Source organism: Micromonospora sp. NPDC047707, from assembly GCF_040704235.1.
GTDB lineage: Bacteria > Actinomycetota > Actinomycetes > Mycobacteriales > Micromonosporaceae > Micromonospora.
On record NZ_JBEYSU010000003.1, the window covers coordinates 129905 to 153591 of the forward strand.

The 23687-nt window shown below is 74.5% G+C and carries 19 protein-coding genes; 7 read left to right on the plus strand and 12 right to left on the minus strand.

Translation table 11 applies throughout. The features are described from left to right. The first annotated feature begins 312 nt into the window (after positions 1-312). A complete protein-coding gene (locus tag AB0873_RS04585; protein ID WP_366598404.1) occupies positions 313-2013 on the plus strand; it encodes a hypothetical protein in 1701 nt (566 codons plus the stop codon). 18 nt (positions 2014-2031) lie between these two features. On the opposite strand, the gene AB0873_RS04590 is transcribed toward AB0873_RS04585, so the two are convergent. The 7 genes from AB0873_RS04590 to AB0873_RS04620 all read right to left on the minus strand — a co-directional run bounded on the left by AB0873_RS04590 (position 2032) and on the right by AB0873_RS04620 (position 10877). Continuing rightward, positions 2032-3624 carry a flippase gene (locus AB0873_RS04590; RefSeq protein ID WP_366598405.1) on the minus strand — a complete coding sequence of 531 codons (1593 nt, stop codon included), beginning with the start codon at positions 3622-3624 and terminating at the stop codon, positions 2032-2034. Next, complete coding sequence (locus AB0873_RS04595; RefSeq protein ID WP_366598406.1) at positions 3621-4685, minus strand: glycosyltransferase family 4 protein; 1065 nt, start codon at positions 4683-4685, stop codon at positions 3621-3623. Before AB0873_RS04595 ends, AB0873_RS04590 begins: the two co-directional genes overlap by 4 nt. 17 nt (positions 4686-4702) lie before the next feature. Continuing rightward, entirely contained in the window at positions 4703-5776 is a 1074-nt protein-coding gene (locus AB0873_RS04600; protein WP_366598407.1) for a glycosyltransferase, read from the minus strand. Then, the gene (locus AB0873_RS04605) at positions 5773-6927 is read right to left on the minus strand and encodes a glycosyltransferase family 4 protein (RefSeq protein WP_366598408.1); all 1155 of its coding nucleotides are present in this window, start codon (positions 6925-6927) and stop codon (positions 5773-5775) included. The genes AB0873_RS04600 and AB0873_RS04605 overlap by 4 nt, the downstream gene beginning before the upstream one ends. A gap of 145 nt (positions 6928-7072) precedes the next feature. After that, complete coding sequence (locus AB0873_RS04610) at positions 7073-8287, minus strand: glycosyl transferase family 1 (protein WP_366598409.1); 1215 nt, start codon at positions 8285-8287, stop codon at positions 7073-7075. A gap of 106 nt (positions 8288-8393) precedes the next feature. Further along, positions 8394-9515 (minus strand): glycosyltransferase, encoded by a 1122-nt coding sequence (locus AB0873_RS04615; protein WP_366598410.1) that lies wholly within the window; start codon positions 9513-9515, stop codon positions 8394-8396. 87 nt (positions 9516-9602) lie between these two features. Continuing rightward, positions 9603-10877 (minus strand): hypothetical protein, encoded by a 1275-nt coding sequence (locus AB0873_RS04620; protein ID WP_366598411.1) that lies wholly within the window; start codon positions 10875-10877, stop codon positions 9603-9605. Positions 10878-11010: 133 nt separating this feature from the next. Between AB0873_RS04620 and AB0873_RS04625 the strand changes: the two genes are divergently transcribed. The 6 genes from AB0873_RS04625 to hutH are packed head-to-tail and all read left to right on the plus strand — an operon-like array spanning position 11011 to position 18831. Next, positions 11011-11862 carry a MurR/RpiR family transcriptional regulator gene (locus tag AB0873_RS04625; RefSeq protein WP_155333784.1) on the plus strand — a complete coding sequence of 284 codons (852 nt, stop codon included), beginning with the start codon at positions 11011-11013 and terminating at the stop codon, positions 11860-11862. 13 nt (positions 11863-11875) lie between these two features. Further along, positions 11876-13525, plus strand: coding sequence for a urocanate hydratase (gene hutU / locus AB0873_RS04630; RefSeq protein ID WP_155333785.1), 1650 nt, complete (start codon positions 11876-11878; stop codon positions 13523-13525). Between the two features lie 11 nt (positions 13526-13536). Then, positions 13537-14751 (plus strand): allantoate amidohydrolase, encoded by a 1215-nt coding sequence (locus AB0873_RS04635; RefSeq protein WP_366598413.1) that lies wholly within the window; start codon positions 13537-13539, stop codon positions 14749-14751. Next, on the plus strand, positions 14748-16100 hold the full coding sequence (locus AB0873_RS04640; protein ID WP_155333787.1) for a formimidoylglutamate deiminase: 1353 nt from the start codon (positions 14748-14750) through the stop codon (positions 16098-16100). Before AB0873_RS04635 ends, AB0873_RS04640 begins: the two co-directional genes overlap by 4 nt. Continuing rightward, positions 16097-17299: an imidazolonepropionase gene (gene hutI, locus AB0873_RS04645; RefSeq protein ID WP_155333788.1), complete on the plus strand. Its 1203-nt coding sequence runs from the start codon at positions 16097-16099 to the stop codon at positions 17297-17299. The genes AB0873_RS04640 and hutI overlap by 4 nt, the downstream gene beginning before the upstream one ends. Further along, positions 17296-18831, plus strand: coding sequence for a histidine ammonia-lyase (gene hutH / locus AB0873_RS04650; protein WP_366598415.1), 1536 nt, complete (start codon positions 17296-17298; stop codon positions 18829-18831). Before hutI ends, hutH begins: the two co-directional genes overlap by 4 nt. 8 nt (positions 18832-18839) lie before the next feature. On the opposite strand, the gene rdgB is transcribed toward hutH, so the two are convergent. The 5 genes from rdgB to AB0873_RS04675 all read right to left on the minus strand — a co-directional run bounded on the left by rdgB (position 18840) and on the right by AB0873_RS04675 (position 23445). Next, positions 18840-19454, minus strand: a complete 615-nt coding sequence (gene rdgB / locus AB0873_RS04655; RefSeq protein ID WP_155333790.1) for an RdgB/HAM1 family non-canonical purine NTP pyrophosphatase — start codon at positions 19452-19454, stop codon at positions 18840-18842. 52 nt (positions 19455-19506) lie between these two features. After that, on the minus strand, positions 19507-20232 hold the full coding sequence (gene rph, locus AB0873_RS04660) for a ribonuclease PH (protein WP_366598416.1): 726 nt from the start codon (positions 20230-20232) through the stop codon (positions 19507-19509). A 57-nt stretch (positions 20233-20289) separates the two neighbouring features. Beyond that, positions 20290-21408, minus strand: coding sequence for a glycosyltransferase (locus AB0873_RS04665; protein ID WP_366598567.1), 1119 nt, complete (start codon positions 21406-21408; stop codon positions 20290-20292). Between the two features lie 52 nt (positions 21409-21460). Beyond that, positions 21461-22606, minus strand: a complete 1146-nt coding sequence (locus tag AB0873_RS04670; RefSeq protein ID WP_155333793.1) for a glycosyltransferase family 1 protein — start codon at positions 22604-22606, stop codon at positions 21461-21463. Between the two features lie 92 nt (positions 22607-22698). Further along, a complete protein-coding gene (locus tag AB0873_RS04675) occupies positions 22699-23445 on the minus strand; it encodes an MBL fold metallo-hydrolase (RefSeq protein ID WP_155333794.1) in 747 nt (248 codons plus the stop codon). Positions 23446-23687: the final 242 nt, after the last annotated feature.

The following is a 23687-nucleotide window of genomic DNA, read 5'->3' on the forward strand; positions in this document are numbered from 1 at the left end:
CGGCCTTCGGCTGACAGAGAACCCACTGACACCAACACCGAACCGGTTGCCGTGACAGTCGCGGGACGACCACAGCCGAGGCGACCCTGTGACCAGAGCGGTCGTGCTTAGTGGTAGGTCGAACATCACGGCCAGCGGCCGTCGCGGCACACAGTATCAGGCACGGCGGCGGCGAGCGCTACCGGAAGTTTCGCCCGGCACACCCGCCGCCGGGTCGGCTCAGTAGGATTCCCGCGGCGTGTGTTCCGGTTTCTGGCCGGGTGCGCCACAACGGCCTCCTGACGAGGTTGCCGATCACCCCCGGAGCCGCAGATGATCACCCGCCGCAGCCTGATCGCCGTCGCCGGCGGCCTGGTCCTGGCCGGCGACTCCGCGCGACCCAGGCGCACCGTGCTGCCCGCCCCGTCCGGCGGCGACGACACCGCCGCCCTCAACGCCGCGCTCCGAGCCGGCGCGGGCGGCCTCGTCCGGGGCCCCCGCGGCGCCGCCTACCGGGTCAGCGCCCCACTGGTGGTGCACAGCGGCACCACGCTGATGATGTCGGAGTGCACCGTCACCCTGACGAAGGGTAGCGGCTGCAACCTCCTCACCAACAAGGCGGTCGCCGGCGGCGGCCGGGACCGGAACATCGTCGTGGTCGGTGGCACCTGGGTGCGCGCCGACGGGGTCGGCGGCATCGGCCCCGACCTGCACACCCTGCGGTTCCGGCGGGTCGACCACCTCGTGCTCAAAGGACTGGCGGTAAAGACCTCCGGCGACAAGTACGCCATCTCCCTCGGTGACGTCACCGACGCCACCGTCACCCGGATCCGGTTCGAGGTGCAGTCCGACGGTGTGCACATCCAGGGTCCGGCCGCACGGACCACGGTGGCCACCCTCCGGGGCTCGACGGGTGACGACACGGTCGCCATCACCCCCCGGGACTGGCAGGCCTACGACGACGTCTGGGGGCCGGTGACCGACACGGTCATCGAGGACATCGACGTGACCTCGGCCGCGGCGCTGGTGAAGGTGCTCGGCGGATCGCCGGAGACCGCGGCGACCCGCACCACCGTCCGCGGCGTCGCCGGCCGCGCCCGCAACAACGTCGTCTGGGTCGGCGACGACACCGCCGAATGGCGTACCAGTGGCGGCCAGGTCGACGACCTGGTCGTCGAACAGGTCAGTGCGGCGACCGTCCCCGGTCGACACGTCGTGTACGTGAGCGGGTCGAACGTCGGCCGCGTCCACGTCCGGGGCGTCACGTTCGCCGATCCGGGCGCGGACGGGGCGGTGCTGCGGGTCGCGCCGATCACCGCCGCGACCGTCGCCGAGCTGACCGTCGAGGACGTCGACGTCACTCATCTCGGCGCCGGACCGGTCGTGGGCGTCGACCCCACCGCCAGGGTCCAGCGCCTCCGGGTGGACCGGCTGACCGTCGCCGCGTCGGCTGCCGGCGCCGCGGTCGTGCAGGTCGCCGGCACGGTTGACGACCTGACCGTCCGGGCGGTCAGCGCCGCGTCGCCCGGCGACAGCTTCCTGCTGGAGCTGCCCCGATGGGCGGCGAACGCCGCGGTCCGGCAGGCGAGCGTGTCGGACACGGGTGTCGCCGGCCGCGGGGGTGGCCTGGTCGCCGCCACGGCAGCGACCCACACCCTGCCCCGGGTGGCCCTCACCAACGTGCGGACGGCGGGGAAGACGTGGTTGGTCGACCTGAGCACCCGCACCGAGCTGCTGTTGTCGCGGGTGACCATCGACGACACGACCGGCGGGGTGGCGAAGGTGCGCGGCTCGGGCGCCGCGGTGGTGCGGGGCAACACCCTGCGCACCGCCGCCGGTGCGCAGGGGGTGGCGGTCGGCTCCGGTGGCTCGGTGACGTCGTACGTGCTGGACCTGGCCGTCGACGTCAGCCGGCTCGTCCGCGCCGAGGGCAGCTCGGCCACCAACACGAACGCCCGGCTGTCGTGCGGCACCGGACCGGTGGTGTGCGCCGGCCTGACCTGGCAGAACCTGCGGACCGGCGCCACCTGGTGACCGGCGGCGCCGGCGGGCTCAGAGGGCCTTGCGGGACAGCACGCGCTTGAGGTCCGCCATGGTGAGCGCCCGCGAGACCAGCACCGCCGCACCGAACGCGGCACCGGCCAGCGCCGCCTCGACCGGCCACGGGAGCCGGACCAACCACAGCACGAGGATCGTGGCGGCCCCGGCCGCGAACACGCTCGCCACCTCCCGTACGGGCAGCCGGGACGTCATCGCCCGGGCGGCCAGCAGGCAGGTCGCGACCCCGATGATCAGCTCGGTGCCGGCGGCGACCGCCGCCGCACCCGTCGCGCCCCAGCGGGCGCACGCCCAGAACTGGGCCGCGAGGTTGACCACCGCCACCGAGACGGTCAGCACGGCGATCGGCCGGACGACGCCGAGCGCCGAACAGATCGTCGTGCCCACGTAGCCGAGGGTGACGCCGACGAAGGCCACCGCGAGCAGCATCAGCGGCGTGACCGCCGGGCCGAAGTCGTCACCGTAGAGGTAGGCGACCAGGGCGGGGGCGAGCGCGATCAGCAGGACCGCCGTACCGGCGCCGATCACCACCCCGGTCCGGGTCGCCAGGCTGAAGATCAGGCTTCGGCGGTGGGCGTCCATGGACATGCTGGTCGCCACGATCGGCAGCAGCGGAGCCACCAGCATCGCCGGCCCGAGCTGGGCGACGTCGAGGAACTTGTAGGCGGCGGAGTAGTAGCCCACCTCGGCGGCGCCCTGAAGGTGGAACAGGATCACCGAGCCGAGGCGGTAGTAGGCCATGACCGCGAGCGAGCTGATCGCGAGCGGCCAGCTCAGCGCGAAGATCCGGCCCGCCTCCGCCCAGGACGGTCGGCCGAGGGGCACCAGCCTCCGGTTGATCAGCACGCCGATACCGGTCTGCACCGTGACGACGGCGACGAAGAACCAGGCGAGCAGGACCAGGTCGCCCCCGGTCTGCGCGATGACGACGACCGCGACCAGCCAGAGGACGCCCTGCACGAGAGCGAGGATGGCCGACACCTCGGGGCGGAAACGCGCGGTCGCCCCGGCGGTGAGGACGGACGCCGCGGACAGCGGTGTCGCGATCGCGACGACGCTGACGACCCCGCTGGACTCCCCGAACAGCCCCTGGGTGGCCCCGACGAGCAGCGCGACGGTCGCGGCCAGCGCCATCGACGTGCGGATGACCAGCCCGGTGCTCAGGATGCGTCCGGCGGACTCCTTCTCCCGGGCGATCCGGGAACTCACCGTGATCGAGGTGCCCATGTCGGCGATCTGCGCCGCCGCCGTGCCGAGGGTGAGTGCGAGGGCGAAGAGGCCGTACCCGTCGGGGTTGAGGTAGCGGGCGAGCACCGACGTGGTCGCCATGCCCACGACCATGCCCAGCAGCCGGAGCCCGAGGGAGACGGCCGTGGCCATGCTGAGCCCGCGCGCCGAGCGCGAGCCGTCCCCCGGGTCGGCCGGCCCGCCGGTCGGACCCGGATCCGCCGGGACGACGGGCAGCACCATGGTGTCCTGGTCCGTCGTTCCGGTCGCCCAGCCGGTCGTTCCGCGGCTGGCCGGGACGACCGGCAGCACCATGGTGTCCTGGTCCCCCGGCTCGGTCGGCCGTCCGGGCCAGGTCACCGGAGGCACTCCCCGAAGATCTGTTCGTACGCGTCCAGCCAGGTCTCGCGGCCGTGCCGCTGCTCGACGTACGCGACGCCGCTGCCCCGCAGGTCCAGCAGAGCCGCCACCCGGTCGGCCGTCAGCTCCGCCGGATCCGCGATCACCAGACCACCGCACCGGGGCACCAGCTCGGTGCCGGGATCGCCGTCGAACGCCACCACCGGCAGTCCCCCGGCGGCGGCCTCGAGGACACAGGTCGGGGTGCCGTCGGTCTCCGCGCCGCAGTAGATGTAGAAGTCGGCGGCGGCGAGGAGGTCGGGCACGTCCTCCCGGTGACCCGTGAAGTGCACGTCCGCGCTGCCGTCGCTGAGCCGCTCAAGCCGCTCCCGGTCCGGCCCGTCGCCGACCACGACCAGCACGCTCCCGCTGGCCAGCGCCGCCGCGATCGCCCGGTCGTGACGTTTGGCCCCGTGCAGCCGCGCGGCCAGGATCGCGACCCGTCGGTCCTGGAACCGGCTCGGGAGCAGCCGCTCCCGCAGAGCCGCCTGCGTCGCGGCCGGCGGGGCGGCGTAGCGCCGGGTGTCGATCGCGTTGGGCACCACGACGAGCTTGTCCCGCCCGACCACCGGCGCGAGGTCGTCGGCCACGGCCTCGCTGACGCAGACCACCCGGGAGACGTGCTCGGCGGCGCGCGCGTAACCCGCGAGGAGCAGCCGGCCGGCGGTGCCGCCCATCCACCGCCCGTGCTCGGTCCAGATCACCGGCGCACGGCGGGACAACGGGGCCGTCAGGGCGATCTGCTCCCGCTTGAACTGCATGTAGTACATCGAGGAGTCGGCGATCTCCTGCGTCCGCCGCCGCTCCAGGGGCACCCGCAGGATGCCGGTGGCCATCGTCCGGCGCGACCACTTCGGGCCGAGCGCGATCTCCTGCCGGTCGAGGCCGTGCTCCTCCCAGCCCGGGCACCGGCCGTACAGCAGGACGTCGTGGCCACGCTGCCGCAGCCCCTGCCCGAGCGCGACGGTGTGCGCCTCGGCGCCACCGGCGGTGTCCGAGACGGAGACCATCGTGACGGTCAACGTGGACAAGGTGGTCCTCACTTCTGGGCCTCGGTGCGGCTCTGCTGGGCGACGGCGTACTCGTGGAGGAACCGGTCCGCGGCGTCCGCGGTGTCGAGCGGCTTCGCGCCGGTCTCGTACGCGGCCACGACGGCGTCCCGTACCGCCGCGACGCTGGTGTCCCGGGCGACAGCGGTGGCGAGCTCGCCCAGACCGCCGCACGGCACGACGGCCGTCGGCACACCGAGCCGGGCCGCCACCGCCAGGACGCCGGACTGGCTGGCGATCTCGTACGGGGCGACGACGACGTCGGCCGCCGCGACCAGCGCGGTGAACTCGTCCACGTCCAGGTACCGGTAGTCGGTCGTCACCGCCGCCCCGGTCTGCGCGATCAGCGTGTCCACCTGCCGGCCCGGCCCGAGGTCCTCGCCCACCACCGCGCCCCGCCAGTGGGGCAGCTCCGCCAAGGCCCGGACGAACAGCTCCGGATTCTTGTCGGCGCGAACCTGACCGGGCAGAAGGGCGAGCCGGCCACCGTCCGGCGCCAGCTCGGCGCGCCAGCGCGCGACGAGAGCCGGGGCCGGGGGCGGGGTCCACTGCACCAGGGGAACCCGGGCGACGTTCGCGACCCCCCGGTCAAGCAGCTTCTGCCGGTCGGCCTCCGAGTAGACGAGCACCCGGTCGGCGTCCTCGAGAGCGCTGCGGAGCGCGCGGCCGCCCCCGGGGGCGTTCGACCGGACGAACGTGTTGTGCGGGCTGGTGACGACGGTCGCGGCGCGGCGTCGGGCCACCGAGACCAGTTCCGGGGTCAACGCGAACATGCCCTGGATATGAACGACGTCCCGCGCGTCGATCGCCCGGTGCAGGTGCGGCAGCGTCCGCAGGACGTACCGCGCGGACGTCCTCGCCTGCCGGACGACCCGGTTGGCGGAGGCACGGTGCCAGGTGATGCACCGGCACAGGTGTACCGAGGCGGGCGCCGGGTCACAGTCGTCGGCGGTGTGGACGACGACGTCCACACCGAGGTCCGACAGGCCGGCCGCGACCTCGACGGAGTGGTTGAAGACCCCGCCCCGACCGCCCGACTCGACGAGGTGGACGCGGCGGATCACGACGCCGCCTTCCGGTCGGCGAGGCCGGCCACGGAGCCGACCACCGGACCGATCGTCCGGGACCAGCCGAGCGCCTCGCAGCGCTGCCACCCGGTGTGTTCCCGCGCGTGGCGCGCCGGCAGGTTCCGCAGCGCGTCGACGACCGCCTTCGCGAAGGAGTGCGGCCCGTCGCCCACCCAGTAGGCGTCGGCGTCCCGTACGGCGTCCGGAAGGCCCTGCGCGGCGAACGGGCTCATCACGACCGACCGGCCCCGGGACATCGACTCGGTCAGTTTGAGCTGCGAGCCGCCCCCGGTGGTGGCCGGCGCGACGGTCACCGCGGCACCGGCGTACGCCTCCGACACGTCGTCGAGGGTGCCGAGGACGGTCACCCCGGGGACGCCGTCGAACTCCGGGGCCAACGCCTCGCTCCGCCGGCCGGCGATGACCAGCCGGGCGTCGGGGGACTCGGCGCGGACGAGGGGCCAGATGTCCCGCACCAGCGTCCGCAGCGCCAGCACGTTCGGTTCGTAGTCGTACGACGCCAGCGCGAGGACGTATCCGTCCGGCGGCGACGGGTGGTAGGGCTGGAGGTCCACCCCGTTCGGGGCGAGGACGACGTCACGGGTCCACCCGCGCAGCACGTCCAGGTCCGGCTGGGAGAGCGCGACGCAGAGGGCGGCGCGGGCGGCGACGCGGGGCTCCCAGAAACCGGCCTTGGTCGCCTCGGCGCGACGGGCCATCCGCTGCCAACCCTGGGCCGACGTCACCAGGGTCTGGAGACGGTGACTCTCGATGTTGGCGAACTCGACGATGTGCGGCACCTGCCGGGACACCGGGGGCGCCCACGCCGCCAGGTAGGAGTGGGACCAGTACACGGCGTCGGGCCGGAACTCGGCGCAGAGCGCGTCGAGGGAGTCGGCGACCGGCACCATGTAGTGCCCGCCCAGGTGGGGCCGGCCGGACGCCCGGGTGCGGACCGCCGACGGCGGTGACCACGGCAGCGGGCGGGTCTCGACCGGCGGGTCCGGCTGCCGGGTGCCGTGGTCGGGGAACGTGACCAGCACCTCGACGTGACGGCTCAGCGCCTCGGCCACCCTGGCCGTGCGGATACGCCCGCCGTGCTGCGCCGGCCAGGGCGGTTCGACGCTGACCACCAGGACCCGGCTCATGCCGGCACTCCGCCGCGCGCGGTGGCGGCCTGAGGCACCAGGGCGCTGAGCCTGGTGATCCGCTCGCTCTGCTCGTTCATGCCCGAACCACCCGACACCCCCGTGTGCGACCGCCACGCGGTCGGCGATCGTTGCTCATGGCCCGCTATCGTCCGCGGGTCAGTTCGGTCTCCAGCAGTGTGCGCAGCAGCGCGCCACGCCCCTCCCAGCCGTGCTCCGCCGCGCTCGTCATCCGGTCGGTCACGACGGTGTCGGTGACCGGCTGGAGCAGGTCCACCAGGCGGGCCGCGAAGTCGTCGGCCCCGGCCACCGTCACGTGCGAGTTGGCGCGCGCCAGCTCGGTCACCGACGGAAGCCCGGTGCTCAGCACCGCCAGGCCCGAGGACAGGTACTCGAAGCACTTCAGCGGACTGACGCCCCGGGTGTAGTCGTTGATCTCGTACGGGATGAGCCCCACCGCGCAGGTGCCGGCGGCCTCGGCGAGCTGGGCGGGCGTGAGGACGCCGAGATGGCGGGCCCCCAGCTCCTCGAGACGCCGCAGCTCCGCGTCGAAGCTGCCTCCACCGGCCGCGAGCGGGCCGGCCAGCAGCAGCTCACCGCGCCCGCGCAGGGCGGTGGCGACGGATTCGAGGATCCGCATGTCGAGTTTGTGGACGGTGAGGTTCCCGGAGAAGAGGACGGCGGGACGGCGCTCGGCCGCCGGCCGGCTCGCCGCCGTGAAGACCGACACGTCAGCGACGTTCGGCAGCAGCTCGATCCGGGGAAAGCCGGCGGCGGCGAGGTGGTCCTGGACCGCCTTGCTGGTGGCGATGGCGACGGCGGTGCGCGACGACAGGGACCGCTCACCGCGGCCCACGGCGACGCCGTCCACGCCGGGGAAGATCGCCAGCAGGTCCACGCAGTGGTAGATGACGACGTCCGCCGAGGCCTCCAGGCCGTACGTGACCGGGGTGAACGTCCAGAGCACGCGCGGACGCGGGCTCGCGAGCCAGTCGCTGGTGGCCCGCCGGAGGAGGGCCCGGTTGATCGGGAAGGTCGGCGTCCGGTGCACCGGCAGCACCAGCGGCGACACGATCTCCGCACCGGCCGGGCGGGGTCGGTGCGCCGGGGTGTCCTCCCGTTCGCCCAGCGCCCTCCGCACCCGGGAGGCCATCCGGACCACGTCGTCCCGCCGGAGCTTGGGCCGACGCAGGCCCAGCGACTCGACGAACGTCACCTTCGTGGTACGGGCGAGTTCCCGCGCGACGTAGTGCTGGTTGGTCGCGATCGGGGAGTCCCACTCCGCCGTTCCCAACATCAGCACGTTCGCCACCGGAACGTCGTTGAGTCGGGCCTGCTCCGGCACTGACGCCGTCACCATAAAGTCATCTCCAGCTCGCAGTGCTCTGAGCCCGGCGCAAGATTAAGGGAGTCGGCAGGCGAAGCCAATACCGGGGACGCGGCCGCCTGCGGGGTGTCCGGGTCGGCTACGCCTCGTCGGCCAACCAGGCGGCGATGTTCGCCTGAAAGGCCTGCGGGGTGAACCGTCGGGCGTTGGCCATGGTCGCCGACACGGGCAGGTGCGCCGCCTGTCGGATGGGGTCCACGTACGCGGCCGGGTCGGTGGCGTTGAGCAGGAAGCCGGTCTCGCCCGTGACCACGGTCTCGAGCAGCCCGCCACGGGCCCAGCCCACGACCGGCGTGCCGCAGGCCTGCGCCTCCACCGGGATCATGCCGAAGTCCTCGAGCGCCGGGTAGAGCAGCGCGATCGCGCCCCAGTACAGCTCGCGGAGCCGCTCCGTCGACGGCCGGAACTCGAACTCGACCGGCACGCCGGCGCGGGCGGCGAGGCGGCGCAGGTTCTCCTCCTCCGGCCCGCCGCCGGCGATCACCAGCGGCAGGCCGGCCGCCGCGGCGATCTCGATCATCAGGTCGAAGTTCTTGTACGGGATCCAGCGGCCGACCCCCAGCAGGTAGCGGCGGTCCTGGTTGCGTACCTCCGGCGGGGCCGACCCGAAGTAGTCCACCTCGACCGGCGGGTTGATCACCCGGGCGTCGCGTCCCCAGAAGCGGCGGATCCGAGCCTGCACCTCCAGCGAGTTGGCCGCGTAGCTGTGGACGTGCCGGCTCAGCCGCCGGTCCCCGGCCTGGAGCACGGCGCGCATCGGCGCGAGCATGGCGTTCGCACCTCGCTGGTCCAGTTCCGGGCTCCACACGTAGCGGGCCGGTGAGTGCACGTAGCTCAGGTGGCGGGTCCGCTCCGGGTCACCGATCTTGACGGTGTGCGCGAAGGCGTGACTCGACGAGATGACGAAGTCGTACGTCTTGCGGGTCAGCGTCCGCCAGGTCAGCGGCATGAGTGGAAGCGCGAGGGCCTTGCTGCGCTTGAGCGGGGTCTTCGCCATCCACGACTCGTGGATCTCCTGGTCCACCGTCGCGTCGTCGTCCTTCCAGAGGACGAATCGGTCCGCGTGCGGGACGACCTCGGCCATGCTGAGGAAGACCTGCTCGGAACCGCCGGTGGCGCCGAACCACTCGTGGATCAGCGCGACGGAGTGGTCGGCGAGCGGCCGGAGCGCGGCGTCGGGTGTGGACGAGGTGAGGCTCATCGGGCTTCCCCTACGCGGCCGGTCGCCCGGTCGCGGTCGCTGGAACAGGAATTCGGACTGAACGGTGAGGTGTCCCTGCGGACGTGGTCAGAAGACGACGACGTCCCGGATGTAGCTGGCGAAGCGCCGCAGCTGGTAGGCCTCCGGCACGGGCGAGGTCATCCGAACCACGACCTGGCGGTTGACCAGCCCGGCTTCGCCACTGCGGAAGTAGGCGACGACGACCAGGCCGTGGCGCTTCGTCCCGTCGACGTCGATGATCTGCTCCGCGTAGCTGGCGTACCGGCCACTGCGGATCCACTGCGCGCCCCACGCCTCCTCGACGGCACGCATGGCGTTCTGCCACTGTTCGGTGCACGGCTCGGGGCAGTTCCGCACGATCAACTCGCCGCCGGTCATCTCGTTGCCCGACGCGGAGTTGCCGCAGGTGTGCTTCACGTAACCGTCGGCACGGGCGGCGAGCGTGCACTTCCAGTCCGTCGGGACCTTCACCGGGAAGCCGACCCCCTCCAGGTCGGTGAGGGTCAGCACCCGGTCCCGTTCGGTGAACCTCGGCCACTGCGTCGGCCAGGCGCCCGGTTTCGGCGGTTCGATGCCGGGCGACTGGGGCGGCGCCGTCGGCACCGCCGGTGGCGCCGGGTCGCTGCTGGACGCCACCGGCGGCGTCGGGTCGTCGTCGGAGCCCGACCAGATGGCCACGCCACCGGCGCTCGCGAGCACCACCAGCACCAGGGCGGCGATCCCGATCCAGAGACCGGTCCGCCGACGGGGCGGCTCGGAGGGCGTGATGCGGCGGACCGGCGAGGCGAACGGGTCGCGGGGCGGGACGTCGGCCGGCGCGCTGTGCGGGACCGGGCTGCGCGGGGACGGTGCCGGCGTGAGGTCCGGTGCCGCCGGCGAGGCCGGCGCGCCGGAGATCGGGTGCGGGGCCGCGGAGACCGGCTGCCCCGGGATCGGGCCGGCCTGCACCGCCCACGGGGCCTGCGGCGGGCCGGACACCGGCTGCGGCGGCGCGGAGACCGGCGGGGCGGAGGTCGGCGACACGGCCGTCGGGACCGGGGTGTACTCCACGCCGAGGGCCCGGAAGAGCTTCTCCGCGCCGGGGCCCACCTCGGCCGCGTACGCCACCCAGGGCGCGTCGGCCGCGAAGTCGGCGTACGTGTAGGGCAGCGGGTCCGGTGCCTGCGCCAGCGAGTTCGCGACGCCGGCGAAGGCCTCCCGCCAACCCGGCGCGGCGGCCGCGGCGGCGTCCAGCACCGCCACGGTGACGAAGCGGCCCTGGTCGTCGATCGCCGCCCAGGCCTTTCCCACCGGAGACCCGCCCAGCGCGTGGGTGAACCTGTACGGGCCTTCCGGCTGCATGCGCGCACTCCTCCGTCGAACCGCCGTGCGGATACTACCGACCGGCGTCCAGCGCGACCCGCCCCGGCCGGCCCGCACTCACGGACCGGACCGCCGGTTGCTTTGTGAAAGTTTTCATGCATAGAGTCAGCACATGAATGACGGAGCTGTCGTAGCACCCGAGGACCGGGTGCTCGACCTGTTCCAGGGGGTCCGGCTCACCCCCACCCAACGCCGGATCGCGCACTGCCTCGTGCAGCACGGCCCGGCCGTGGCGTACCTGTCGGCCGCCGAGGTGGCCGAACTGGCCGGGGTCAGCCAGCCGTCGGTCACCCGGTTCGCGATGGCGCTCGGCCACGACGGCTACCCCGCCCTGCGCCGCCGCCTCCGCGAGCTGACCGTCGACTCAGCCGGCGGACGCGGCGACGCGGGCAACGAACTCCAGCAGGCGGTACGCGCCGAGATCGGGAACCTGGACCGGCTCGCCGGCCAGCTCGCCGACCGGGACCGGATCGCCGACACCGGGCGGCTGCTCGCCGCGAGCCGCCCGCTGCCGGTGCTCGGCCTGCGCGCCGCCGCACCCCTCGCCGCGTACTTCGCGTACTTCGCGGCGAAGGTGCACCCGGACGTACGGGTACTCGACGACGGCGGCAGCCTGCTCGCCGACCGCCTGGAACAGGCCGCCGAGGCCGGGGCGAGCGCCCTGCTCGCCTTCGTGCTCCCCCGCTACCCGCGGGAGACGCTGGAGGCGCTGCGGGACGCCCGGGACGCCGGCCTGCGCGTCGTCGCCATCACCGACTCGCCGGTCAGCCCGGCCGCCGAGCACGCCGACGTGGTTCTCCCCGCCGCCGTCGGCGCCCAGCTCGTGTTCGACCTGCACACCGCCCCGATGACCCTGGCCATGGTGCTGCTCCAGGCGATCTGCGACGCCGCGCCCGCCGAAACCCAACGCCGGCTGGAGGCCTTCGAAGCCTCCGCCGCCCGTCGTCAGTTGTTCCTCGGTTAGGAGGAGGTTCCCCATGACGCAGCCCGTCCGCGCCGCGCGCGGCACCGAGCGCACCGCCCGTGGTTGGCCGCAGGAGGCCGCGCTGCGGATGCTGATGAACAACCTCGACCCCGAGGTGGCCGAGCGCCCCGAGGACCTGGTGGTCTACGGGGGCACCGGGAAGGCCGCGCGGGACTGGCCGTCGTACCACGCCCTGGTGCGGACACTCACCGACCTGCGCGACGACGAGACGATGCTGGTGCAGTCCGGCCGGCCGGTCGGGGTCATGCGCACCCACGAGTGGGCGCCGCGGGTGCTGCTGGCCAACTCGAACCTGGTGGGCGACTGGGCGACCTGGCCGGAGTTCCGCCGCCTCGAACAGCTCGGCCTGACCATGTACGGGCAGATGACCGCCGGGTCCTGGATCTACATCGGCACGCAGGGCATCCTCCAGGGCACGTACGAGACGTTCGCCGCGGTGGCGGCCAAGCGGTTCGCCGGGTCGCTGGCCGGGACGCTGACGCTGACCGGCGGCTGCGGCGGGATGGGCGGGGCGCAGCCCCTCGCCGTCACCATGAACGGCGGCGTCTGCCTGATCGTCGACGTGGACCGCACCCGGCTGGAGCGGCGCGTGCACGACCGCTACCTGGACGAGATCGCGGACTCCCTCGACGACGCCGTGGAGCGGGTGCTGGCCGCGAAGCGGGACCGCCGGGCCCTGAGCGTCGGCGTGGTCGGCAACGCCGCCACCGTCTTCCCGGAACTGCTCCGGCGCGGCGTCGCGATCGACATCGTCACCGACCAGACCAGCGCCCACGACCCGCTGTCGTACCTGCCGGAGGGCGTCGAGCTGGCCGACGCCCGCGACTACGCGGCGGCCAAGCCCGCCGAGTTCACCGACCGGGCCCGGGCGTCGATGGCGAAGCACGTCGAGGCGATGGTCGGTTTCCTCGACGCGGGCGCCGAGGTCTTCGACTACGGCAACTCGATCCGGGGCGAGGCGAAGCTCGGCGGCTACGAGCGGGCGTTCGACTTCCCCGGTTTCGTGCCCGCGTACATCCGGCCGCTGTTCTGCGAGGGCAAGGGCCCGTTCCGGTGGGCCGCGCTCTCCGGCGACCCCGCCGACATCGCCGCCACCGACCGGGCGATCCTCGACCTGTTCCCGAAGAACGAGTCCCTCGCGCGGTGGATCCGGATGGCCGGCGAGCGGGTCGCCTTCCAGGGCCTGCCGGCCCGGATCTGCTGGCTCGGCTACGGCGAGCGGGACAAGGCCGGTGTGCGGTTCAACGAGATGGTCGCCTCCGGTGAGCTGTCCGCGCCGGTGGTGATCGGCCGGGACCACCTGGACTGCGGCAGCGTCGCCAGCCCGTACCGGGAGACCGAGGCGATGGCCGACGGCTCCGACGCGATCGCCGACTGGCCGCTGCTCAACGCACTGGTCAACACCGCCAGCGGCGCGTCCTGGGTGTCCATCCACCACGGCGGCGGCGTCGGGATCGGCCGGTCCATCCACGCCGGGCAGGTCTGCGTCGCCGACGGCACCGCGCTCGCCGGGCAGAAGATCGAGCGGGTGCTCACCAACGACCCCGCGATGGGCGTCATCCGTCACGTCGACGCCGGCTACGACGACGCGCGCGAGGTCGCCACCCGCACCGGCGTACGCGTACCGATGACCGAGGCGTAAGGAAGGGCCCCTTGTTAACGCATCCGGTAGTGAAAGGGTCCCTTCCAAACCGGTTCCGCGAGCTGTGGGACGAGATCGCGCCGATCGGGCGGGACGCCGGCAGCGGCGGGTACCTGCGGTACGCGCTCACCGAGCCGGAACTGCGCCTGCGGGAATGGTTCCGCGGGCAGGCCGAGCGGCGCCGCATGCCGGTGACCGAGGACGGCAACGGCAACCTGTTCGCCTGGTGGGGCGACCCGGAGGCCGGGGACGCGGTGCTGACCGGGAGCCACTTCGACTCGGTGCCGCACGGCGGGGCGTACGACGGCCCGCTCGGCATCGTCAGCGCCTTCCTCGCGGTGGACGAACTGCGCGCGGCGGGCGTCACACCCACCCGGCCGGTCGCCGTGGCGGCGTTCGTCGAGGAGGAGGGGGCGCGGTTCGGCGTACCCTGCCTGGGGTCGCGGCTGCTCACCGGGGCGCTGGCGGCCGACCGCGCGGCCGGCCTGCGGGACGCGGCCGGGGTGAGCTTCGCCGAGGCGTTGGGCGCCCCACCGGCGGGCGCCCGGCCGGAGCTGCTCGGCCGGTTCGCGGCGTTCGTCGAGCTGCACGTCGAGCAGGGCCGCGCGCTGGTCGACCAGGACGCGCCGGTCGCGGTCGCCAGCGCGATCTGGCCGCACGGCCGCTGGCGCTTCGACTTCACCGGCGAGGGCAACCACGCGGGTACGACCCGGATGGGCGACCGCCGCGACCCCATGCTCACGTACGCGTTCACGGTCCTCGCCGCCAACAAGGAGGCCCGGCTGCGCGGCGCCCACGCCACCGTGGGCCGGGTGTCCGTCGAGCCGAACGCCACCAACGCGATCCCGTCGAAGGTGACCGGCTGGCTGGACGCCCGTGCGGCGGAGCCGGAAACCCTCGCCGGGCTGGTGGAGGCCGTCCACGGCAAGGCCGCCGAGCGGGCCCGGCGCGACGGCACCGAGGTGGCGCTGACCGAGGAGTCGGCGACACCGCTGGTCGCGTTCGACGGCGGGCTGGCCGGCCGGCTCGCGACGCTGCTCGACGCGCCGGTGCTGCCGACCGGAGCGGGCCACGACGCGGGTGTGCTCGCCGGGCACCTGCCGACGGCGATGCTCTTCGTGCGCAACCCGACCGGGATCTCGCACTCCCCCGCCGAGTCGGCCGCCGACGACGACTGCGCCGCCGGCGTGACCGCCCTCGCGCGGGTGCTGGAGGAGCTGACATGACCCGGTGGCTCGCCGAGTACGCCTGGCTGCCGGACCACGCCGAGCCGACGCCCGACGTACTGATCGAGACCGACGGCGGGCGGATCACCGGGGTCACCCCGCTGACCGCCGGAGGCCGGCCGACGGCCGGGGTCGAGGTCCTGACCGACGCGGTACGGCTGCCCGGGCTCACCCTGCCCGGCCTGGCCAACGCCCACTCGCACGCCTTCCACCGGGCCCTGCGCGGGCGGACGCACGGCGGGCGCGGCGACTTCTGGACCTGGCGCGACGTCATGTACACGGTCGCGGCCCGGCTGGACCCCGACTCGTACCTGGCCCTGGCCCGGGCCGTCTACGCCGAGATGGCGCTGGCCGGGATCACCTGCGTCGGCGAGTTCCACTACCTGCACCACGGGCCGGGCGGCGAGCCCTACGACGATCCGAACGCGATGGGTGCGGCGCTGGTCGAGGCGGCCGCGCACGCCGGCATCCGGCTCACCCTCCTGGACACCGCGTACCTGACCGCGACGGTGGACGGGCAGCCGCTGGTCGGCCCGCAGCGGCGGTTCGGCGACGGCGACGCGCTGCGCTGGGCGCAGCGGGTGGACGCGTTCACGCCGGACAACACGCACGCGCGGGTCGGCGCGGCGATCCACTCGGTCCGCGCGGTGCCGGCCGACCAGCTGGCCACCGTGGCCGGCTGGGCGGACCGCCGGGGCGCGCCGCTGCACGTGCACCTCTCCGAGCAGCCCGCCGAGAACGACGCCTGCCGGGCCGTCCACGGCTGCTCACCGACCCGCCTCCTCGCCGACCGCGGGGTCCTTGGCCGGCACACGACCGCCGTGCACGCCACGCATCCCACCAGCGCCGACGTCACGCTGCTCGGGGACAGCGGGACCGGGATCTGCCTCTGCCCCACCACCGAACGGGACCTCGCCGACGGGATCGGGCCGGCACACCGGATGGCCGACGCGGGCAGCCCACTCAGCCTCGGCAGCGACAGCCACGCCGTGGTCGACCTCTTCGAGGAGGCGCGCGCCGTGGAGCTGGACGAACGGCTGCGCACCCGCAAGCGGGGTCACTTCGCCGCCGCCGACCTGGTCACCGCCGCCACCGTCGCCGGGCACGCCGCGCTCGGCTGGGGCGACGCCGGGCGGCTGTCCATCGGGGACCGGGCCGACCTGGTCACCGTGCGACTGGACAGCGCCCGCACCGCCGGCGTACCGCCGGTGGGGGCGTTCTTCGCGGCGAGCGCCGCGGACGTCACCCAGGTCGTGGTGGACGGCCGGGTGGTGGTGCGCGACGGCCGGCACCTGACCGTGGACGTCCCCACCGAACTGCGCACCGCCATCGCGGAGGTGACCTCGTGAGCAGCCTGCTGGTCGACAACATCGGGGAGCTGGTCACCAACAACTCCGAGGGCGGCGCCGGGGCGCTCGGCCTCCGCCGGAATGCCGCGCTGCTGGTCGAGGACGGCCTGGTGGCCTGGATCGGGCCGGCCCGGGACGCGCCGGCCGCCGACCGGCGGATCGACGCCGAGGGGGCGGCCGTGCTGCCCGGCTTCGTGGACAGCCACGCCCACCTGGTCTTCGCCGGCGACCGGGCCGCCGAGTTCGCCGCCCGGATGGCCGGCGAACCGTACACCGGGGGCGGCATCCGCACCACCGTCGGCGCGACCCGCGCCGCCTCCGACGACGAGCTGCGGGCCACCGTGCGCCGGCTGCGCGGCGAGGCGCTGCGGCAGGGCACCACCACCATCGAGATCAAGAGCGGGTACGGCCTGACCGTCGCCGACGAGGCCCGCTCCCTGCGGATCGCCGCCGAGGTAAGCGGGGAGACCACGTTCCTCGGGGCGCACGTCGTCCCGGCCGAGTACGCCGACCGCCCCGACGACTACGTGGGCCTGGTCTGCGGGCCGATGCTCGCCGCCGCGGCACCGTACGCCCGCTGGATCGACGTCTTCTGCGAGCGGGGCGCCTTCGACGTGGACCATGCCCGGGCGATCCTCGCCTGCGGGCAGGCGGTCGGGCTGGGTGTGCGGGTGCACGCCAACCAGCTCGGCCCCGGGCCGGGTGTGCGGCTCGGCGTGGAACTCGGCGCGGCCAGCGTCGACCACTGCACCCACCTCACCGACGCCGACGTCGACGCGCTGGCGTCGACGCGGTCCGACTGCATGTGCGCCGAGGGCGGGCACACGACCACCGTGGCCACCCTGCTGCCCGGGGCCGAGTTCTCCACCCGGTCGCCCTACCCGGACGCCCGTCGGCTGCTCGACGCCGGTGTCACCGTCGCACTCGCCACCGACTGCAACCCCGGGTCGTCGTACACGTCGTCGATGCCGTTCTGCATCGCCCTCGCCGTACGCGAGATGCGGATGACCCCGGCGGAGGCGGTCTGGGCCGCGACCGCCGGCGGCGCGCGGGCGCTGCGCCGCGACGACATCGGGCGGTTGCGGCCCGGCGCGCGGGCCGACCTGATGATCCTCGACGCCCCGTCCCACCTGCACTTGGCCTACCGGCCGGGAGTCCCACTGATCCGCCAGGTCCTGCACAACGGAGTACCGCTATGAGCGTAGTCATCCAGCCCACCGGGGTCTCCCCCGCCGACGTGCTCGCCGTGGCCCGCGGCACCGCCAAGGTCGTCCTCGACCCGGCGGCGATCGACGCGATGGCCACCAGCCGGTCCATCGTGGACGGCATCGAGGCCGCCGGCCGGCCGGTCTACGGCGTCAGCACCGGCTTCGGGGCGCTCGCCAACACCTTCGTCGCGCCCGAGCGCCGCGCCGAACTCCAGCACGCGCTGATCCGCTCGCACGCCGCCGGTGTGGGCGCGCCGATGCCGCGCGAGGTCGTGCGGGCGATGATGCTGCTGCGCGTACGCTCCCTCGCCCTCGGCCGTTCCGGCGTCCGGCCGCTGGTCGCCGAGGCGCTGGTCGACCTGCTCAACCACGAGGTGACGCCGTGGGTGCCGGAGCACGGCTCGCTGGGCGCCTCCGGCGACCTGGCGCCCCTCGCCCACTGCGCCCTGGTGCTGCTCGGGGAGGGGTGGGTGCTCGGTCCGGCCGGGGAGCGCGTCCCCGCCGACGAGGCCCTGCGCCGGGCCGGCCTGGCGCCGATCGAGTTGGCCGCCAAGGAGGGGCTGGCGCTGATCAACGGCACCGACGGGATGCTGGGCATGCTGCTGCTGGCGATCCACGACGCCGCGCACCTGTTCACCATGGCGGACATCACCGCCGCCCTGGCCATCGAGGCGATGCTCGGCTCGGAGCGGCCCTTCCTGCCGGAGCTGCACGCCATCCGCCCGCACCCGGGGCAGGCCGCCGCGGCGGCCAACATCCACCGGCTGCTCCAGAGCTCGGCGGTGATGGACTCGCACCGCGACGACCTGGCGCACGCCGTGCAGGACGCGTACTCGATGCGGTGCGCTCCCCAGGTCGCCGGCGCCGCCCGCGACACCCTCGACTTCGTCCGCCAGGTGGCCGACCGGGAACTGGTCTCGGTCGTGGACAACCCGGTGGTGCTGCCGGACGGCCGGGTCGAGTCGACCGGGAACTTCCACGGCGCGCCGCTGGGCTTCGCCGCGGACTTCCTGGCGGTCGCGGCGGCGGAGGTCGGGGCGATCGCCGAGCGGCGGGTGGACCGGCTGCTCGACGTGACCCGGTCCCGGGATCTGCCCGCGTTCCTCTCCCCCGACGCCGGGGTGAACTCCGGGCTGATGATCGCCCAGTACACGGCCGCGGGGATCGTCGCGGAGAACCGCCGCCTCGCCGCGCCCGCCTCGGTGGACTCGCTGCCCACCAGCGGCATGCAGGAGGACCACGTGTCGATGGGCTGGGCGGCGACGAAGAAGCTGCGTACGGTCCTGGACAACCTGACCAGCCTGCTCGCGGTGGAACTGCTCGCCGCGGTGCGCGGACTTCAGCTGCGGGCGCCGCTGGAGCCGTCCCCGGCGGGTCGGGCCGCGATCGCCGCGCTGGGCGGGGCCGCCGGCGAACCGGGCCCGGACGTGTTCCTCGCCCCGGTGATGGAGGCCGCCCGCGCGGTGGTGGCCGGCCCCGACCTGCGCGCCGCGATCGAGCGGGAGGTCGGCGCCCTCGCCTGACCGCGACGTCAGGCCGGCGGGAGGACCTTGGCGACCAGCTTGGCCAGCTCGCGGAGCGCCTTGCCCCGGTGGCTGATCGCGTCCTTCTCCTCCGGCGTCAGCTCGGCGTTGGTGCGGTCCTGCCCGTCGCCCAGGAAGATCGGGTCGTAGCCGAAGCCGCCGTCGCCACGGGGCGCCCGCAGCAGGCGGCCGGATTGCCGGCCGTCGACCAGGTGCTCCTTGCCGCCGGGCAGCACCAGGGCCACCGTGCAGACGAACGAGGCGGCCCGGTGCTCGTCCGGCAGGTCGGCGATCTGGTCCAGCACCAGCTGGAGGTTGGCCTGGTCGTCACCGTGCCGCCCGGCCCAGCGGGCGCTGAAGACCCCCGGCATGCCGTTGAGGGCGTCCACGGCCAGGCCCGAGTCGTCGGCGATCGTCGGCAGGCCGGTGCGGCGGCAGCCCTCCCGCGCCTTGATCAACGCGTTCTCGCCGAAGGTGAGGCCGGTCTCCGGCAGCTCCGGGTACTCCTCGACGTCGTCGAGGCCGAGCAGGGCGACCCGGTGGGCGCCCAGCGCGCCGTCGAGGATGCGCTGGAGCTCGGTGAGCTTCTTGCGGTTACGGGTGGCGAGCAGGACCTTGTTCATGCTGAAACACCTCTGTTCGCGACTGCGGGGCTCGCAAGCTCGCTCCTCGCGCTCACGAGAGTGCCTTCCGCTGGGCCTCGGCCAGTTCCACGCAGCCGGCGACGGCCAGGTCGAGCAGGGCGTCCAGCTGCTCGCGGGCGAACACGCCCGCCTCACCGGTGCCCTGCACCTCGACGAACTCGCCGGTGCCGGTGCAGACCACGTTCATGTCGACCTCGGCGGCCACGTCCTCGTCGTAGTTGAGGTCGAGCCGCGGCTCGCCGGCGATGACGCCGACACTGACCGCCGCCACCGACCGGTGCATCACCTTCTCCGGCTTGCCGGCGAGGGCCTTCCGCTCGCCGAGCCAGGTGACCGCGTCGTGCAGCGCCACGTAGGCGCCGGTGATCGCGGCGGTGCGGGTGCCGCCGTCGGCCTGGAGGACGTCGCAGTCGAGCACGACGGAGTTCTCGCCGAGCGCCTTGAGGTCGAGGGACGCCCGCAGGCTGCGGCCGATCAGGCGGGAGATCTCGTGCGTCCGCCCGCCGACCTTCCCCTTCACGCTCTCCCGGTCCGACCGGGTGTTGGTGGCGCGGGGCAGCATCGCGTACTCGGCGGTGACCCAGCCGAGCCCGGAACCCTTGCGCCAGCGCGGCACCCCCTCGGTGACGCTCGCGGTGCACAGCACCCGGGTGGCACCGAACTCCACGAGCACGGAACCCTCCGGGTGTGTGCTCCAGCCTCGGGTCAGGGTCACCGGTCGGAGTTGGTCGGGCAGCCGCCCGTCAGGTCGCGCCATGCCCTGCACCCTATGCGGTGCCGTGATCGAAGCGCCCCGGGGTGTCCCGACCCGCCGTCAGGCGGCGGACGGTACGGGCGCGCCGTGCACCCGCAGGAAACCGGCCACCGACGCCGGCCAGCCGAACTCCTCGGCCCGGGCACGCGCCGCCCGCCGCCGCTCCGCCGCCGGCCGGGCCAGCAGCCGGTTCACCGCCTCGGCCAGCGACGCCGCCGAGCCGTACGCGGCGAGCCCGGCGGAGCCGACCACCTCCGGCAGGGCGCTGGCGGCGTTCACCACGACCGGGGTGCCGCAGGCCAGCGCCTCCAGCCCGGCCAGGCCGAACGTCTCCACCGGACCGGGTGCCAGCACCACGTCGGCGCTGGCGAGCAGAGCCGCGACCATCCCCCGGTCGGGCAGGAAGCCGGTGAACTCCACCGGCAGCCCCTCGGCGCGCCGGGCCAGCGCCGGGCGCAGCGGCCCGTCCCCCACCATCACCAGAACGGCGGGCACGCCGGCGCGGCGCAGCTCCGCGAGCGCGTCCACCGCCAGCTCCGGCCGCTTCTCCACCGACATCCGTGCGCAGTGCACCAGCAGCACCTCGGTCGCGTCCGCGTACCGCTCGCGCAGCGCCGCGTCCGCCCGGTCCGGCCGGAACGTGTCCAGGTCCACCCCGAGCGGCACCAGCTCGACCGGCGCGGCGATCCGGTCGAACTCCTCGGCCGCCCACCGGGTGGTGCAGACGATCCGGTCGTACGACCCCGCGGTCTCCCGGTTGAGCCGGTCGGCGGCCCGGCGCCGCAGCGCGTGCGGCACCCGCCACTCGCCGAGCAGCCCGGTGAGGGACTCGTGGGAGACCATCAGCGACGGCACCCCGTGCGCCCGCGCCCACACGCCGGTCCAGCGGAGGGTCGAGCGGTCGGACACCTCCAGCCGGTCCGGGCCCAGCCCGGCCAGCACGCGGGCGACCCGCCGGCGGTCGGCGAGCAGGCGGTACCCGCCGGTCCGGGGCACCTCAGGGCCGGCGAGGGTGATCACCCGCCCCCACGGGCGCCGCTCGTCGGCGTCCCGCCGTCCCGGCACCACCAGCACCGGGTCGTGTCCGGCCGCCAGGTAGCCCGTGCCGAGGTGGCGCAGCGCCGTCCGGAGCCCGCCGGAGCGGCCGGTGACGAAGTTCGCCAGCCGGACGATCCGCAGTCCGCTCACGACGGCACCGTCCGGCCGCGCCACCGGGCGGCACGTCGCCCGGTCACGACGCCGCCGGCAGGTCGAGCGCCGACGCGCCCGCCCGCACCGCCTGGTAGTGGCCGATCAGCTCGTCCCCGACCGCCGTCCAGCTCCGGCGGCTCACCGCCGCGCGGGCCGCCTGCCCGTACGCCAGCCGGCGCGACCCGTCAGCGGCAAGCGCCGCGACGGCGCCGGCCAGCGCGTCGGTGTCGTCGGGCGGCACCAGCGTCCCGGTCACCCCCGTCTCCACCAGGTCGACCGGCCCGCCGGCCGCCGGGGCCACCACGGGTACGCCGCTGGCCAGCGCCTCCTGGATCGTCTGGCCGAAGGTCTCGTGCGGTCCGGTGTGCACGAAGACGTCGAGGCTCGCGTACAGGCGGGCGAGGTCGTCGCCGTGCCGCACCCCGAGGAACGTCACGTCGGGCAGGGCCTTCTCCAGTTGCCGCCGCGCCGGGCCGTCCCCGGCCACCACGACCCGTACGCCGGGCAGGGCGGCGGTGGCCGCGAGCAGGTCGACCCGCTTCTCCGGGGCGAGCCGGCCGACGTACCCGACCAGCAGTTCGCCGTGGGGCGCGAGAGTGCGCCGCAGGTCCGCGCACCGCTTCGCCGGCTGGAACCGCTCGGCGTCGACGCCGCGGCGCCACAGCCAGATCCGCTGCACACCGTTCGCGATGAGGTCGGCGGCGGCCCGGGTGGAGGGCGCGAGCGTGCGGTTGACGGAGTTGTGGATCTCCCGCAGCCGGCGCCAGGCCGCCGCCTCGCCCCAGCCGACCCGGTACGCGCGGGCGTACGAGGCGACGTCGGTCTGGTAGACGGCGACGGTCGGGAGGCCGTGCCGCACGGCCAGTGCCGCGGCCCGCGCCCCGAGGACGAACGGACTGGCCAGGTGGACGACGTCGGGGGCGTACGAGAGCAGCGCGCCGGCCAACCGGGCCGGCGTGGGTACGCCCAGCCGGAAGCCCTGGTAGCGCGGCAGGGGCACGCTCGGGATCCGGACCACCGGGTACGGGTACCGGTCGGTGTCGTGCCGGTGCGACCCGGGCGGCGCCGGCGCGACGACCACCGGCTCGTGGCCGCGGGCGACGAGGTGTTCCGCCGCCCGGACCACCGAGTGTGCGACACCGTTCACGTCCGGCGGGAACGACTCGGTGACGATGGCGATGCGCATGCCCTCACCGTGCGGGTGCCACGGGTGCGCCAGACGACGGGACATTGACCGCCCGGCGAACAGTTCGGCAAGAGCCGCCGCGTGGGTGGGCGTCAGACCTCGTAGCTGGCGCCGGGACGGACGACCTCGAGCGGGCCGGCGTACGCGGCGGCGGCGGACGCGACGGTGTGCGCCTCGCTGCCCCAGGCCGCCACCAGGTGGGTCAGCAGCAGTCGGCCGACGCCCGCCTTGGTGGCCGCCTCGCCCGCCTCCCGGCCGGTGAGGTGCAGGTCCGGTGGGTTGTCCACGCCGTCGAGGTAGCTCGCCTCGCAGAGGAACACGTCGGCGTCCTGGGCCAGCCGCAGCAGGGCGTCGCACGGCGCCGTGTCCGACGAGTAGCAGAGGACCCGCCCGCCGTGCTCCACCCGCACCCCGTACGTCTCGATCGGGTGGTTCACCCGGTCGACGGTGACGGTCAGCGGGCCGATCGGGAAGGTCCCCGGCTGGAGGGCGTAGAACTGGTAGACGTCCTCGACGGTGGCGTCCTCCTGCCCGTACGCGGCGGCGAGCCGGTCCGGCGCGCCGGCCGGGGCGTACACCGGCAGCGGCGGGTACGGGCCGTCGGGGGCGTACCGGCGCACGACCACGTACGACGCGGCGTCGAGGATGTGGTCGCAGTGCAGGTGGGTGAGGAGGATGGCGTCGGGGGCGTGCAGCCCCGCGTACCGCTGGAGCGTGGACAGCGACCCGGACCCGAAGTCCACCAGGAGCTTGAAACCCTCGGCCTCGACCAGGTACGCCGAGCAGGGGGCCTCGGGGCCGGGAAAACTCCCCGCGCAGCCCAGGACGGTCAGTCGCATCGAGTTGTCTCGCTGTCACGTTGGGTAGCTGCCGCGCCGGCCGTCTCTCCGCGGAGCATGATCTCTACCGACGCGTACGCCACGCTGCGCAGCCTACGCTCGCGTACGCGAACGCATGAATCATCCGCGGGAAGATGTCACGAACGTGACACCCGCTCCCGGTGCCCGCCCCGACGCGACCGACCGGCACGACCACGCCCCGTGCACGCGGGGGCCCCGGCACCGGCCGGCGCCCCGTCCGC

Excerpts from the sequence above, each read along its gene's own strand:
- AB0873_RS04670 (WP_155333793.1), bottom strand. The coding sequence starts at position 22,606 with ATGCGCATCGCCATCGTCACCGAGTCGTTCCCGCCGGACGTGAACGGT.
- AB0873_RS04605 (WP_366598408.1), bottom strand. The coding sequence starts at position 6,927 with ATGAGCCGGGTCCTGGTGGTCAGCGTCGAACCGCCCTGGCCGGCGCAG.
- AB0873_RS04610 (WP_366598409.1), bottom strand. The coding sequence starts at position 8,287 with ATGGTGACGGCGTCAGTGCCGGAGCAGGCCCGACTCAACGACGTTCCG.
- AB0873_RS04625 (WP_155333784.1), top strand. The coding sequence starts at position 11,011 with ATGAATGACGGAGCTGTCGTAGCACCCGAGGACCGGGTGCTCGACCTG.
- hutU (WP_155333785.1), top strand. The coding sequence starts at position 11,876 with ATGACGCAGCCCGTCCGCGCCGCGCGCGGCACCGAGCGCACCGCCCGT.
- AB0873_RS04615 (WP_366598410.1), bottom strand. The coding sequence starts at position 9,515 with ATGAGCCTCACCTCGTCCACACCCGACGCCGCGCTCCGGCCGCTCGCC.
- AB0873_RS04620 (WP_366598411.1), bottom strand. The coding sequence starts at position 10,877 with ATGCAGCCGGAAGGCCCGTACAGGTTCACCCACGCGCTGGGCGGGTCT.
- hutH (WP_366598415.1), top strand. The coding sequence starts at position 17,296 with ATGAGCGTAGTCATCCAGCCCACCGGGGTCTCCCCCGCCGACGTGCTC.
- rdgB (WP_155333790.1), bottom strand. The coding sequence starts at position 19,454 with ATGAACAAGGTCCTGCTCGCCACCCGTAACCGCAAGAAGCTCACCGAG.
- AB0873_RS04640 (WP_155333787.1), top strand. The coding sequence starts at position 14,748 with ATGACCCGGTGGCTCGCCGAGTACGCCTGGCTGCCGGACCACGCCGAG.
- rph (WP_366598416.1), bottom strand. The coding sequence starts at position 20,232 with ATGGCGCGACCTGACGGGCGGCTGCCCGACCAACTCCGACCGGTGACC.
- AB0873_RS04675 (WP_155333794.1), bottom strand. The coding sequence starts at position 23,445 with ATGCGACTGACCGTCCTGGGCTGCGCGGGGAGTTTTCCCGGCCCCGAG.
- AB0873_RS04585 (WP_366598404.1), top strand. The coding sequence starts at position 313 with ATGATCACCCGCCGCAGCCTGATCGCCGTCGCCGGCGGCCTGGTCCTG.